Origin of the sequence: Sphingomonas sp. Root241 (genome assembly GCF_001428865.1) — a bacterium.
In the GTDB taxonomy this organism is placed as follows: domain Bacteria; phylum Pseudomonadota; class Alphaproteobacteria; order Sphingomonadales; family Sphingomonadaceae; genus Sphingomonas.
Map to the genome: position 1 here is coordinate 381,409 of NZ_LMIV01000002.1, position 13,446 is coordinate 394,854.

Annotated in this window: 11 protein-coding genes; 5 read left to right on the forward strand and 6 right to left on the reverse strand. The window is 65.3% G+C overall.

The features are described from left to right. Positions 1–42: 42 nt before the first annotated feature. Positions 43–2,511 carry a glycoside hydrolase family 2 TIM barrel-domain containing protein gene (locus ASE13_RS12470; RefSeq protein WP_082596759.1) on the forward strand — a complete coding sequence of 823 codons (2,469 nt, stop codon included), beginning with the start codon at positions 43–45 and terminating at the stop codon, positions 2,509–2,511. A gap of 24 nt (positions 2,512–2,535) precedes the next feature. Here the strand turns inward: ASE13_RS12470 and ASE13_RS12475 are convergent, their stop codons facing one another. The 3 genes from ASE13_RS12475 to ASE13_RS12485 form a co-directional block, all read right to left on the reverse strand. Beyond that, positions 2,536–3,543 carry a glycoside hydrolase family 43 protein gene (locus tag ASE13_RS12475; RefSeq protein ID WP_235536959.1) on the reverse strand — a complete coding sequence of 336 codons (1,008 nt, stop codon included), beginning with the start codon at positions 3,541–3,543 and terminating at the stop codon, positions 2,536–2,538. A 65-nt stretch (positions 3,544–3,608) separates the two neighbouring features. After that, positions 3,609–4,616 (reverse strand): zinc-binding alcohol dehydrogenase family protein, encoded by a 1,008-nt coding sequence (locus ASE13_RS12480; protein WP_056616182.1) that lies wholly within the window; start codon positions 4,614–4,616, stop codon positions 3,609–3,611. Between the two features lie 81 nt (positions 4,617–4,697). Further along, entirely contained in the window at positions 4,698–5,480 is a 783-nt protein-coding gene (locus ASE13_RS12485; protein WP_056616185.1) for an IclR family transcriptional regulator, read from the reverse strand. A 100-nt stretch (positions 5,481–5,580) separates the two neighbouring features. Here ASE13_RS12485 and ASE13_RS12490 point away from each other — a divergent pair, with 100 nt between their 5' ends. Then, positions 5,581–7,248 carry an alpha-L-fucosidase gene (locus ASE13_RS12490; RefSeq protein WP_235536960.1) on the forward strand — a complete coding sequence of 556 codons (1,668 nt, stop codon included), beginning with the start codon at positions 5,581–5,583 and terminating at the stop codon, positions 7,246–7,248. A gap of 304 nt (positions 7,249–7,552) precedes the next feature. On the opposite strand, the gene ASE13_RS12495 is transcribed toward ASE13_RS12490, so the two are convergent. Beyond that, positions 7,553–7,915 carry a hypothetical protein gene (locus ASE13_RS12495; protein ID WP_056617744.1) on the reverse strand — a complete coding sequence of 121 codons (363 nt, stop codon included), beginning with the start codon at positions 7,913–7,915 and terminating at the stop codon, positions 7,553–7,555. An 84-nt stretch (positions 7,916–7,999) separates the two neighbouring features. Next, the gene (locus ASE13_RS12500) at positions 8,000–8,563 is read right to left on the reverse strand and encodes a helix-turn-helix domain-containing protein (RefSeq protein WP_056616190.1); all 564 of its coding nucleotides are present in this window, start codon (positions 8,561–8,563) and stop codon (positions 8,000–8,002) included. A 90-nt stretch (positions 8,564–8,653) separates the two neighbouring features. Between ASE13_RS12500 and ASE13_RS12505 the strand changes: the two genes are divergently transcribed. Beyond that, positions 8,654–9,130 (forward strand): DUF6456 domain-containing protein, encoded by a 477-nt coding sequence (locus ASE13_RS12505; RefSeq protein WP_056616193.1) that lies wholly within the window; start codon positions 8,654–8,656, stop codon positions 9,128–9,130. Positions 9,131–9,134: 4 nt separating this feature from the next. On the opposite strand, the gene ASE13_RS12510 is transcribed toward ASE13_RS12505, so the two are convergent. Next, the gene (locus ASE13_RS12510) at positions 9,135–11,648 is read right to left on the reverse strand and encodes a DUF2339 domain-containing protein (protein ID WP_056616197.1); all 2,514 of its coding nucleotides are present in this window, start codon (positions 11,646–11,648) and stop codon (positions 9,135–9,137) included. Positions 11,649–11,749: 101 nt separating this feature from the next. On the opposite strand from ASE13_RS12510, the gene ASE13_RS12515 reads away from it, so the two are divergent. Both ASE13_RS12515 and dapF read left to right on the forward strand, forming a co-directional pair. Further along, positions 11,750–12,421: a glutathione S-transferase family protein gene (locus tag ASE13_RS12515; RefSeq protein ID WP_056616199.1), complete on the forward strand. Its 672-nt coding sequence runs from the start codon at positions 11,750–11,752 to the stop codon at positions 12,419–12,421. Positions 12,422–12,461: 40 nt separating this feature from the next. After that, on the forward strand, positions 12,462–13,379 hold the full coding sequence (gene dapF / locus ASE13_RS12520) for a diaminopimelate epimerase (protein WP_056617747.1): 918 nt from the start codon (positions 12,462–12,464) through the stop codon (positions 13,377–13,379). The last annotated feature ends 67 nt before the right edge of the window (positions 13,380–13,446 follow it).

The window sequence follows — 13,446 nt, forward strand, 5'->3', positions numbered from 1 at the left end:
CCGGTCTGAGAACGACCATCGCCACAACGGGATACGGCCAAAATGGCCACCGCATTGCGGGACAACACGGGACGGGAGCGGGCCTTGCCGACGATTAAGGGTTTCAAGCGTGGATTGATCCTGGCGCTGTTTCTGGCGGTCGCCCCGGCCTGGGCGGAAACGCGCAGCCTCTCCCAGGACTGGCTATTCCATGCAGGTGAAGTCGCGGGCGCCGAAAAGCCGAACTTCGACGATCGGGGATGGCGCCAGGTCGTCGTTCCGCATGACTGGTCGATCATGGACAAGGCCGATGGCAGCCCGCCATTCGATCCGAACATGCCGGCGGGACAGGATTCCGGCTACCTGCCCGGCGGCGTTGGCTGGTACCGGCGTCATTTGACGTTTTCGCCGGCCGAGGCTGCCCGCATCGTCCGGCTGAATTTCGAAGCCGTGTACATGGACGCCGACATCTGGCTGAACGGCGAGCATCTGACGCGGCATCACTACGGCTATACGGCCTTCTCGCTCGATGTGACCGGAAAGGTGCGGGCGGGCGACAACGTTATCGTCGTGCGCGCACATCACGCCGATCCTTCCTCACGCTGGTATGCGGGCTCCGGCCTGATCCGGCCGGTCAGTCTGGAGATATTGGACCGGGTGCATCTGGACCCTGACGGCATTTTCGTGACCACGCCGGTGGCGACCGAAGAACGCGGCGTGGTTTCGGCCCAGGCGACCGTCGCGAACCGTTCCGGCGCGGTGCGGGAAATCGAATTGGTGACCCGCGTGGTTTCGGCGCGAGACGAGACGGTTGCCGAGGGGCGCCGGACGCAGACGCTCGCTCCCGGCGCGCGAGCGGAGGCAGTGCAAAGGCTCGAACTTGCCCGTCCGGCACTGTGGTCGCCCGACTCGCCCAATCTCTACACATTGGTCCAGGAGGTCCGTGTCGGCGGCGCTGTGGTAGACGAAAGGAGCACGCGCTTCGGCTTTCGCACCGTGGCCCTGGATGCGCGCAATGGACTGCGTATCAACGGCAGGCCCGTGAAGCTGCGCGGTGGCAACATCCATCACGACAATTACATGATCGGAGCCGCCGGCGCGCCGGACGCCGACGCTCGCAAGGTCGCACTGATGAAGGCCGCAGGGTACAACGCCATCCGCAATGCCCATAACCCGGCCAGTCAGGCCACGCTCGACGCGGCCGACGAACTCGGCATGCTGGTGATCGATGAAGCTTTCGACAGTTGGAACAAGAGCAAGCGGGCGCAGGATTATGCGCGCTTTTTCGCCGAAAACTGGGCGCAGGACATCGACAGGATGGTGATCAGCGGCCGCAATCACCCGAGCGTCCTGTTCTGGAGCATCGGCAACGAAATCCCAGAAGACGGCACGCCGGAAGGTGTGGAGACCGGCCGCAAGCTGGCCGCGCGGGTTCGCCGCCTGGATCCCACCCGGCCCGTCACGCAGGGGGTCAATACCGATCCGCCAAAAAGCTCGAACCAGTTCGACGTGCTGGATGTCGCAGGGTTCAACTACCATGCGCACGATTTCGACGCGGAACACGGGAAGTTTCCCGAGAGGATCCTGTACACCTCCGAGTCGCTCCCGAAGGACGCATTCTCCTACTGGCAATACGTAGAGAAGCATCCCTGGGTCATCGGCGACTTCGTCTGGACCACCGTCGATTATATCGGCGAAAGCGGCATCGGCTGGATGGGATACAGCCAGGATTGGCAGAAGCTCGGCCCCTATCCCTGGAACCTGGCCTATAGCGGGGAAATCGACGCGACCGGGCGCAAACGTCCGGCGGCCTATTACCGCCAGATCCTGTGGAAGACCGGAATCGATCCGATCGCGGTTTTTGTCCGGCAACCACCGGGCACCGAGGATCTGCCCGATCGTCATTTGTTCCCGACCACGCAGCCGCATCTCGATTGGTCTCTGGACGACGTGCACCCGAGCTGGACCTGGCCGGGCCAGGAGAACAAGCCGCTCGAAGTCGATGTCTATTCGGAATTCCCGGAGGTCGAGCTGTTCCTCAACACGAAGAGCCTGGGCCGCAAGACAGTTGATACGGAAAGCGAGCACAAGGCCATCTTCAAGGTGCCCTACGCGCCCGGAGAATTGGTCGCCATCGGCTATCGCGATGGACGCGAGGCCGGACGATGGACGCTGCGCACCGCGGGCCCGCCCGTGCGTGCGCAGGTCACCATGGACCGGTCGCGAATGCGCGCCAATGGCGAGGACCTCGCCTATCTCACGGTCGAACTCGAGGACGCCGACGGCACGCCTGTCTATGACCGTGACAAGGACCGGCAGGTTCGCGTCCATGTCCGCGGCGCAGGCACGCTGGCGGGCATGGGCAACGGCAGTCCCATGGATGTGTCCAGCTTCCAGTCCGGTGCGCGCAAGACCTTCCATGGCCGCGCGGTTGCCGTGATGCGCGCGGGGACGACAGCGGGGCCGCTCATCGTGGATGTGGCGGTCGATGGCTTGCCTGCCAGGGAGGTCCGGCTCGACGTGACCTCCTGAACCTGCGCTTGCGCGTTCCCCAGCTTATCGGGGCGGCGGGGCCGATACTCCGGCATCCGTCTGGACCACCGGCTTCATTGTGCCGTCCGCATTGTATCGGAGATGCTCGACGGTGACTGCGCGGCGACCGATCGAGCCGTTCAAGTCGCCGATCGCCAGCGTCGCATTGTGCAGGAACAGGTACCAGTTGTTCTTGTACTCGACGATGCCGGGATGGATCGTGAAGCTGTATTTGCCCGATCCGGTCAGCTCGCCGCGCCAGGTCCAGGGCCCTTTGAGCGAGGGCGCGGTTGAATAGGACACCTTTTCGTCCCGGTGCTTCGATCGGTCGAGTGAGGCATAGGTCAGGTAGTAAAGCGCGCCGCGCTTGTGCAGCCACGGCCCTTCCTCGAAATGCGGTGGGGTGATCTCGGTGATCGGGCCGTCGATCTCGATCATGTTGGGCTTGAGCCTGGCGATATAGCATTGGCGATTGCCCCAGGCGATCCAGGTCGTGCCGTCATCGTCGGTGAAGACGGTGGGATCGATGTCCTCCCAGCTATGCGTGCCCTTCGGGGTCATTTCGTTGGTGATCAGCGCCGAGCCCCTGGCGTCGACGAACGGGCCGGTCGGGGTTTCGGACACTGCGACCGCGATCGCCTTTCCGGGATGAGTGTCGTCATGCTCGACCGCCGCGTAGAACCAGAACTTGCCATTCTTCTCGATCGTCTGCGAGGCCCAGGCGTCCTTCTTCGCCCATTTGAAGTCGGCCACTTTCATGATCGGCCCGTGATCGGTCCAATGCTTCATGTCGGTGGTCGAATAGACGAGCCACTCGCGCATGTTGAACATCTCGTCGCGCTGCGCCTCGTCATGGCCGACATAGAGATAGAGCCGGTCGCCGACCACGAGGGGCGCGGGATCGGCGGTGAACTTGTCGCGGATGATCGGATTCGATCCGGGGGACGCGCCCGTTCGCACCTGACCCAGAGCCGTCGTGGAAATGGTCGCCGCGACGACTGCGATCGCTGCCCGCCAATAGCCGATTGTCACTCCGCAAGCCTCCCTGAACCGTGCATAGCCTAACCAGACGACCGGGACCGTCAATTCTCGGCCCATCAGAAGTGCGCGACCGCCTTTAGTACCGAATCCGCGTTTGCGATCAGGTTGGGCATACTGGTCGGCAGCTCGTCCGCGTCGACGCTTTGCGTTTGCAGTTGGTCGGTCGGAATATCGCCCGACTTGATCGCCGCGATCACCCGCGCGAAATCCGACGACAAGGCGTTGCGGCTGGCGATCAACATGGCCTCCCGCTTGTGGAATTCGGGGTCCTCGAAAGTCAGGTCCCCCGGCGCCACACCGACCAGCACCAAAGCTCCGCCGTGCGCCACCAGGCCGAGGCTGCGGCGCATGGCGGGAAGCGAGCCGGTCGCGTCGACGACCAGATCGAACATGTCCCCCTGGGTATGTCGGTCGAGCACGAATTCGAGGCGGTCATCCGCAGGTACGCCGTCAAGACCGAGTCGATCACGCGCAAAGTCGAGCCGGGCCTGTCTGCGATCGACGAGACTCACCTCGAAGCCGCGCAGCCGACCGAAGAGCGCCGTCGCGATGCCGATCGGGCCGGCGCCGACGACGAGCATTCGCTCGACACCCGCGGCGGGAGCGCGCGTCGCGGCATGCGCACCGATCGCGAGAAACTCGACCATTGCGGCCTGGTCGACCGTGAGACCCTCGGCATCGATCACTGCGCTTTCGGGGACGACCAGCATGTCGCACATACCGCCATCGACATGTACGCCCAGCACCTTGATGTTGACGCATGCATTGGGCTTGCCCTTGCGGCACGCGATACAGGCGCCGCACGCCAGATAGGGATTGATCGTGACGAGCTGCCCGAGACGCAGCGACGTGCCCGGGCCGAGCGCCGCGACCTCTCCGGCAAGTTCGTGACCCATGACGCGCGGATAATTGAGGAACGGGTGTCTGCCCGAAAAGATATGATAATCGGTGCCGCACAGACCGACCCTGCGAATCCGGATCAGGACCTCTCCTGGCCCTGCGACCGGCTCGTCCCGGTTGATCAGGCCTAGCCGAAAGGGCTCATGACAGACAATCGCGCGCATGGCGACCAACCTCCGTTAATGGAAGTCGCATAATTCCTTGCGTATTTGCAAGACAGTTTTCATAAACGGTCGCGATCGCCATCAATCGGGCTGAAAGCCGAGCCGATCCGAAATGCGCGAGGTTGCGGTACGCAGCATCCCGCGCGCCGCATCGATATCGACCTTCTGGGATCCGTCGATCAGCTCGAGAAACGGGATAGTCAGCGCTGCAACCACGTTTCGGTCGAAGCCGAATATGGGAAAGCTGATGTCCGTCACGCCATGGGTTATCGGGCTCTTGCGACTGTCATGGCCCGTTCGCCGGATGACGGCGAACCGCTCCGCCAGCCAGCTCCGGTCGACCGATATACTCCGCTCCTCTTCGGCGGCGCGAACGATCCGCTCGGCGCGCTGGAGATTGGAAAAGGCCAGGATCACCTGTCCCGAGCAACTGTGAATGATGTCGATATGCGCGCCGACCTTGAGGGCGAAACCCCTTGTGCCTGGCTGCTCCTCGCGGGCGACCACCATGCCGCGGCCTCCGTTAGCCACGACGAGATGGCAAGATTGCCCGGCTTCGAGCGCGAGCACCTGCATTTCCGGCATCGCCGCGCGAATAAGGTCCTGCGAGGGTGTTGCGCGAAATGCGACGTCGAGCAGCTTGTAGGCTACGGTGTAGCGATCGGTGGTGTCCGATTTACGCAGGTAGCCGAGCTGCTCCATCACCACCACGATCCGGAAAAGCTCGCCGACCGAGCGGTTCAGATCGGCCGCCATCTCGGTGATCAATGCGCCTTCGGGCCTGGTCGCGAGGAGCTCGATGACTTCGAACGCCTTCCCGATCGCGGGAGCGGCATAGGTGCCCTTGAGCCCAGCTCGTGCCATTGTGTCTCCCAGTCCGTCAGATATGTGACAGTGCGCGATCTCGCTCGGATATCGATATGACGCAAGCTGGAACGTCCTGTCGGCCGTGGAGCGCTGGGGCATGGTTCCGGTCGAGCGGCCTGCCTCGCCATTCACGCGCTTGCTACATGAAAACTTATTTGCAAATATGCGATCCCGTCTCGGGCAGGCGTTTATAGGGGAGGGCTGGATGGCCACTTTTAGCAAGCGCGACGTCCTGTTGGCGCCCTGTGCGGCGTTGGGCCTCGGCGTGGCTGCGCGTGCGCGGGGCACGAGCGATGGCGGCGCTGCTTTTCAGGATCGCCGCCTCGACGTGGCGCCTGGCCGCTTCGAACCGACAGCGGAATCGCTCAAAGCCTATCGCACGCCTGAATGGTTCCGGGACGCCAAGCTCGGGATCTGGGCGCATTGGGGCCCGCAAGCGGTGCCCCGGCAAGGCGATTGGTATGCACGCTTCATGTATGTGCCAGGTCACCCACATTATGATCACCACTTGAAGACCTACGGCCATCCTTCGGAAGCCGGTTACAAGGACATCATCCCGCTCTGGAAAGCCGAGAAGTTCGATCCCGATGCGCTGATGGACAGATATGCCGCGGCCGGCGCGAAATACTTCGTGTCGATGGGTGTGCACCACGACAATTTCGACTTGTGGAATTCGAGGCACCATCGCTGGAACGCAGCCGCCATGGGGCCGAAGCGTGATATCGTCGGCGCGTGGAAGGCGGCAGCGAAGCGCCGGGGGCTACGGTTCGGCGTGTCCGAGCATCTGGGCGCCAGCTATACTTGGTGGCACCCGAACCATCTTTACGATCAGTTCTGGCCGAAGCTGGGCGTGCGTTATGATGGCGCGGATCCGCGATATGCCGATCTGTATCACGACAATCGCGACGAACCGTACCTCAACACGCCTGCCAGCTGGTACACCAAGAATGCGAAATTCCACGCGCACTGGTTCGAAAGAATCCGCGACTTGATCGATTCCTATCAGCCCGATCTTCTCTATTCGGACGGAGGACTGCCCTTCGGCGAGGTTGGGCGTTCGCTGCTCGCGCATTTGTACAACAGCCGCGCGACTCGGAACGGCGAATTGCAGGCCGTGTACGCGAGCAAGGACTGGGGTCCGGGCGAGTTCCACAAGGAATGGGGAGTGCAGGACGTCGAGCGCGGCGTGCTCGACGGGATCAACCCGCTGCCGTGGCAAACCGACACGTCCAATGGCGACTGGTTCTACAACGAACAGGACAAATACAAGACGGCGGCCGACGTCATTACCATGCTGGCGGATATCGTCAGCAAGAACGGTAACATGCTGCTCAACGTGGTGCTGTATGCCGACGGTAGTCTACCGCCTGAATCGGAACAATTGCTGGCCGAGATGGCGGCCTGGATGAAGATCAATTCGGAAGCGATACACGGCACGCGTCCGTGGAAGGTGCACGGCGAGGGACCGACCGAGGCCGGGGTCGGCATGTTCAAGGAAAAGGTCGATTATACCGCGCGGGACATCCGCTTCACCACCAGGGGCGAGTCGCTCTATGCTATTGCGCTTGGTCAGCCTTCGGGCACGACCACGATACGCTCGCTCGCCACCGGCAACCCGTTTGAGGTCCGTCGGGTGCGGCGGGTTCGATTGCTCGGCCATCGTGTCCCCGTCAGCTTCCGGCAAATGAGCAGCGCCCTGGTCATCGATATTCCCGACACGCTGTCCACGCGGCATGCCACTGTCTTCAAGATCGATTTCGGCTAACCCCGGTGCTCTTGACCCACACCCTTGCGAGCCCGTGAGCCTGATGAAGTGTCCGCGTTACTAAAACGCCCAGCTGCAGGAATGCGTGAAGTTGCGACCTCAACTCTCATCGGGCAAATTTGCCGGGTTCCAGGCCACTCCCAGAGATGGCCGTCGGGGAACACGTTCCTTCTGCCCGGATCGGCGCACCGTCGCTGTCGCCCATCTCGAGACTTACCTGGCGTCGCAATAAGTGATGGTCACAGCCTCGGGTGCCTCTCGATCTAAGCCGGTTGAGGTGGCCTATCCGTACTCAACACAATGCTCAGCTGGCTTTGAAAGTCGGCGTGCCGTTGGCGTAGTTCACCGTCACATAGGCGTTGTCGCAGACATTGATGCCCGACCACACCGCGCTGGTATCGTCGGCGAAGGTCGCCTTGATGTCGTATTTGCAGCCGGTGCCCTTGTCGAAATGCACGGTCATCCGCTTGCCCGGCCCGGTCGCGCCCTCGCGCTTCATCTCGGGCTCGACCTTGTTGGCGACCCAGGTGCCGGCGCCGCCGGGCGAGATCTCGACGGCCTTGATCGGCTTGCCGGTGTTGTTGACGAGGACGAAATCCCAGTCCTCGGCCAGCGCCGGCGCGGCGAACATCATCGCGGCGGCGATCGTCATCGCTGTTCTGATCATCGCAGTCCCCTCCTGCATTTTGCCCTTTTCTGCCTCGCAGATTGCGCCTCTGCGGGGCTGCCGGCAAGGGGGAAGCGGCGTGCCCTAAAGCGCGCGGACGAGCCGCACTGCACAGGCGATCCACGGCGGATCGCTCACCACCTGCTGGCGGGCGCCGGCGCCCAGCGGCAGCAAGTGTAGTTTGTCGCCCTCGCGCCCGATCAGCCGGCCGAACAGGAAGCGCCCGGCAGGGCGGGGCACGAGCACGTCGCGATTGAGCGCGCGGGCATAGCTCTCCGGTGCGAGCCGGTCGCACCAGATCTCGTCGCCCGCGCGATAATCGCCGATGCCGCCGCCGACAGTGACTGCGACCATCCCCGCTTCGCCGCGTGGCGGAACCACCGATGCGGGGCGGCGCGGCGCCTGCGCGCCGCTGCCGTCGAGCACCGCGGCGACGGCGATCTCGGGGCGATCGGGCAGGCGGACCAGATCGGCGGCATCCACCTCGAGCGCGTCGGCGATGCGATTGAGCCAGCCGACGGAAACGGTACGCGTGCCGGTTTCCAGCCGGCCGATCGTCTGTGCGGTGGTGGGCGGCACACAGCGCTGCGCCACTTCCTCCAAAGTGAGCCCCTTGGCGCGCCGAACTTCGCGGATTGCCGTGATCACTACGCAGCTCCTAACCGATTTGGTTTTTTCTCTTTCCTACAAACAGGACTCTATGGCAAGAGGAACGAATCGGAACAAAAGGAGATCAACATGCGAGAGCTGGCGGAGCGGAACGTCGACGGGCTGGGCGTCTCGAGCATTGCCGCACAGCGGACGGGCCGGCGGGTGACAGTCAATCTCGCCGAATCGCCACTGACATGGCTGCGGTCGCGCGGGCGCATCGACGCGCGGCAATTCGAGGCGGGCGAGCGGCTGCGCGCCGATTATGAAACCGCCGCTTTGGGGCCGCGGGTGACGATGCGCTGGGATGCGAGCCCCCGCGCCGGCGGGCGACGCGGCCCCCCCGAAGCGCTCGACCCGACGCTTGCGCAGATCGCGGCGAAACGACGTTTCACCGAGGCAGTGGCGGCCGCCGGTCCGGGACTTTCGGACGTGTTGTGGCGCGTGGTCTGCGCGGGCGAAAGGCTGGCCGCCGCGGAGAAATCGCTCGGTTGGCCGAGCCGCGCCGGCAAGTTGGTGCTCGGTTTCGCGCTCGACCGGATCGCCGATCATTATCGGCTCCCGTGACAGCTCAGGCTTCGGTGAGCGCTTGCGGCGCCTCGCCGTCGGGCGAGGGGCGCGCGAGAAAGCGGCTATAGGCCCAGCTGATCCCGATCAGCGTGATGCCGAGCGCAAGGAAGGACAGGATGCGCAGCACGCCGTCGAGCGCGGCGGCATCGACGAGGAAAACCTTGAAGGTGACGAGGGTCAGCAAAGCGAGCCCGGCGATGCGAAGATCATGGACCCCGGCGGTGATGCCGCGCCACAGCCAGAACAGGGCTATGCCGAGCAATGCGGCCGAATAGCCGCCATTCTCGAGTGTGGTGACCGGTCCAGTGAGCAGGCTGCCATGCGTCGCCTGCCGGACGAATGCGAGCGCGGCGGCGATGGTTAGCAATGCGGCGCCCGCGCGCCAGGCTTGCTTGGCGGGCAGCGTCCATAGCCAAAAGGCGGTGAGGGCGGCGTGGAGGACCGCGGCGTTGAGCAGCGGGATGCCACCCACTGCCTGCGCCTCGATCGCAGGATTGAAGATGAGCAGATCGAACCAGACCAGACGCAGCAGCCCGAGGCCCAGCAGAATCGTCGCGAGCGAGGGAAAGCGGCGGTTGCGGAGAAGATACCAGCCGGCGGCGAGACAGGCCTGGGTCAGCAGCGCGCGCTCGATGAAGCCGATCGCCTCAAAGCGTTCCGACGTGGCGATCGCCAGCGGCTGCTTGGCGAGTGCGTAGAGCAGCAGGATGCCGATGCCGATCGCGACGCTGCCGACGAAGCGGCGCCCGCGGCCGAGCTGACGCGCATCAAACAGGAGGATGAGCAATGCGATCGTCGGCAGCGCGAGCGTGCGGAACAGATCGGGCAGAGCGGGGATAAGCAGCCACGGCAGGCGATCGCCTCCAAGCGAAGCCGAGATCAGGTCTGCCAGCGCCGCCAGCGGTATCGTGGCGGCGAGCAAGGCGGCGATATAGGGCAACGCCGGAAGCTCGAACAATGCCGGCGCGCGGGCGACACGCGCCCAGCCGGCAAGACCGAGCAGCGCGAGGCTGAGTGGAAGCCCGAGCCACGCGTCGGGCAGGAACTGCGCGAGGCCCAGTGCCGCGAGCAGTCCAGCGAGGAAGCTAGCGGCGGTAAGGACGATGTCGTCCGTCTCGCTTTTATGCCGCCACGCCATATGCGCACAGGCGGCGGCCGCGAGCAATTCGAGCGCCCCCCAGGCAGCCGGCGCGAGCAGCGACGGCGCGCAGCTATGTGCGATGAGCAATGGCCCGGCAGTGCCGCCGAGCGCGAGCGCTGCCCAGCCGCGGCCGCGGCTCGCGAGCACATGGCCGGGCAGAGCGAACAGCAAGGTGGCGATTGCGGCGGCGAGCGGCGTTGCGGTCCGTTCGGGCTGTAGGAGCGCGAGAGCTTCGAGCACCAGCAGGAAGCCCGCTGCCGCGAGCGCTGCGGGCAGATAAAGCGACTGGCGCCACGACAGGAACAGGGCTGCGGCGGCGAGGACGAGGTAGAAGCTCCACGCGAGCGCGCCGAATTCGAGCGAGGGCGCGAGCGCGAGCAATTGGACGAAGCCGGCGACGAGCGGGGCGAGCCGCAGCCAGGGATTGCGCGTGCCGGTGGCGGGCAAGGCGGCACTGGCGCAGGCGGCGAGCAGCATGGTGAAGGCGCCGACCGCGGACAGATCCTGATCGCGCCCGTGCAATGCGGCGATCAGGAAGTTGATCCAACCGAAGCCGGCGATGCTCGCCGCGAGCGCGAGCCAGCCCCAGCCGCGATGGATCGCCAGCCCGAACAAGGCGGCGATGAACAGAGCGAGATAGACGAGCAGCGGGCCGATCCCTGCGGCGTCGAACCCCGCCACCAGAGGCGCGACGAAGCCGCCGATCAGCGCCATCACCGCGGTGGGCGGGCCGTGGCGCAGCGCCAGTCCCATCGCCGCGGCAGTGACGAAGAGGACGAGGACGAAGGCCGTGAGCGGCGTAATCAGATGGTAGAGCGCAGCCGCCATGTAGAGCGTGCCATAGAGGCTGGCGATGCCGGCGCCGGCGAGCACCTGCGCGACGCGCGGATCCTCGGCGGTCGCGGGAAAGTGCCGCGCGGCTTCGCTGGCGGCGATCAGCGCGACGCCGAACAATGCGGCGATCGCGGTGCGGATCGCGGGGCCGAGCAGCCCGCTCTCGATCGAATAGCGCACGAGGAAAAAGCCCGCGAGGACCAGGGCCGCGCCGCCGATCCAGATCGGCAGGCGGCCGCCGATCAGCGACTCGAGGTTGAGCGGAGGCGGCGCGGGGCGCGGCGGCGGCGCGACACGTGCTGCCGGTGCGGGCGAACGCTGCGCGGCTGCGGCGATCGGCGCGGGCGCGCGCGCAGCTTCGGCAGGCGCTTCCGCGGCGGGCGGCGCGGCAGGTGCGGCGAAATGGGACGCGCGCTCCTCCAGCCGCACGACGAGTGACTCGACGCGGCGCAACTCCTGTTCCACTATCGTCAAGCGCCGCAGGACCACGAAGAGGGTCACGGCGACGCCAAGGACGAGCAGGAACAGGAAGACTGTCAACGGCTTCTCCTTGGCACAGCGGATTCGCGCTGTCGTGGCGTATCAGGTGTTCCCCCGGGTCCGGAGTGCCGGTTTCGCAGCATGATGGAGGGGAATTTCCGATGATTGTATTTGGTTCGACACTTTCGCCTTATGTACGCAAATGCATGGTGTTCGGGGCGGAAAAAGGGCTGGAGCTCGAACTCCAGCCGGCCGGGCTGGGCCGCGGCGGCCCCGATTTCCAGGCCGCAAGCCCGTTCAGCAAGATACCCGCCTTCAAGGACGGCGACTTCCTGATCTCCGATTCGTCGGCGATCGTCGCCTATCTGGAGGCCAAATATCCCGAGCCCAACCTTATCCCGCTCGAGCCGCGCGCCCGGGCGCGGACGATCTGGTATGACGAGCTGGCCGACACAATGATCATGGCGGCGGGTGCCGCGATCTTCGGCAATCGCTTCGTCCGGCCGCGCGTGCTCAAGCAGGAATGCGATCACGATGCCGCGGATTGTGCCGAGCGCGACTTGCTGCCGCCCTTGTTCGACTATCTGGAGAACGTGATTCCGGCGAGCGGCTTCCTGGTCGAGGACCGGATCACCCTGGCCGATATCGCGGTGGCGAGCCCGTTCGCGACCCTGGGATGCATCGGCGTGAAGGCCGACCCGAACCGGCATCCGCGCACCGCCGCGTATGCCGCTGCGATCCTCGCACGGCCGAGCTTCGCCGCGATCATCGATAAGGATCAGGCGCTGGTGACTGCGATGGGCGGACCGGTGACGGCGCAGCAGGCGGCGTGAGGGAGTAGCCATGCCGCTTGCCGCACCCTAGATGGGCGGCATGCGCTTCGCCTTCACCAAATGCCACGGATCGGGGAACGACTTCCCCCTCATCGACGCGCGCGCGCTCGATCTGCGCGATGCGGAATGGGCGGGCGTGGCGCGTGCGCTCGCCGATCGCGACGGGCCGGTGGGTGGCGACGGATTGTTGCTGCTGACGACCGGTGACGACACCCACGCCTTCGGGATGCGGATGTTCAATTCGGACGGTTCCGAGGCGGAGACTTGCCTCAACGGGCTGCGCTGCGTGGCGCGCGCGGGGTTCGAGGCGCTCGGGATCGACGCGGCGGAAGTGAAGCTCAAGACCAGCTCGGCCAACGTCGCGCGCGAGGTGGAACTGGCCCCGGGCGTGGCGACGATTCGCACGCTGGTCGGTCCGGCCTCGACCGATCTCGCCGATGTTGGCATCCGCGGCACGCTGGACGAATTGCCTAGCGACCGCGCCTTCACCGCGGTGGCTATGCCCAATCCGCACCTGGTGACGTTCGTGGACGCGATCGACGAGGCCGAATTAGTGACCCTGGGCATGTGGTGCGAGGCCGGCCCGGCGCTGATCCCGGGACGGGCGAACGTGTCGTTCGTCGAGCAGCGCGGGCCCGATCTGTTCGTGCGGACCTTCGAACGCGGCGTCGGCCTTACCGACAGCTGTGGCAGCGCGATGGCGGCGTCGGTACTGTCGGCGGCGCTGACCGGACGCGTTCCGTTCGACGCCGATATACGCGTGTTCAACAAGGGCGGACTGGTGCGCGGGCGCGCCGGCGCCGATCGCAGGGTGACGATCAGCGGCAACGCGACCTTCCTCTACGATGCGAGCATCGAAGTGGACCCGGCGACCGCGACTGCCGGCGTGCCGATGGTGCACGATCGGCGCGAGGACGAGGCCCGCGCCTGGGATGCGGCGGTGAACGCGCTGGCCTGAGCTTGCCGCGCCTGTGGCGCTTCACCTCGCCGATGGGCACGCACTTCACCCGGATGGTCTCGACGAT